Annotated in this window: 1 pseudogene; it reads right to left on the bottom strand. The window is 74.0% G+C overall.

Annotated elements, in window-relative coordinates:
* Positions 1 to 304, bottom strand: a pseudogene (locus tag E0D90_RS26190) (xylose isomerase); the annotation flags it as partial.

Genomic DNA, 304 nt, shown 5'->3' with positions numbered 1-304 from the left:
TCCACGTCGAACTCCTCGAACGCCGAGGCGTCCGCGAGCAGCGTGGACGGGGTCTCGCCCTCGTTCAGCGTCGGCCGGCCCAGCTCGTCGACGCGCGAGGCGCGCAGCGCCTCCTGCACCTCGGGGTCGGCGCGGAAGGCCGCGGCGCGCTCCTTGAGGATCAGGTAGTTGCGCATGCAGCCTGCGGCGGACTCCCAGACGCCGTCGGCGTCCTCGGTCCGCGGGGGCTTGAAGTCGAAGTGGCGGGGGCCGCCCCAGCCGGCCGTCTCCAGCAGGTCGACGAGCCAGAACGCGGCGCGCAGGT

The sequence above is a fragment of the Streptomyces otsuchiensis genome (genome assembly GCF_004305975.1).
GTDB lineage: Bacteria > Actinomycetota > Actinomycetes > Streptomycetales > Streptomycetaceae > Streptomyces > Streptomyces otsuchiensis.
This window is presented reverse-complemented; position numbering and strand designations above follow the sequence as displayed.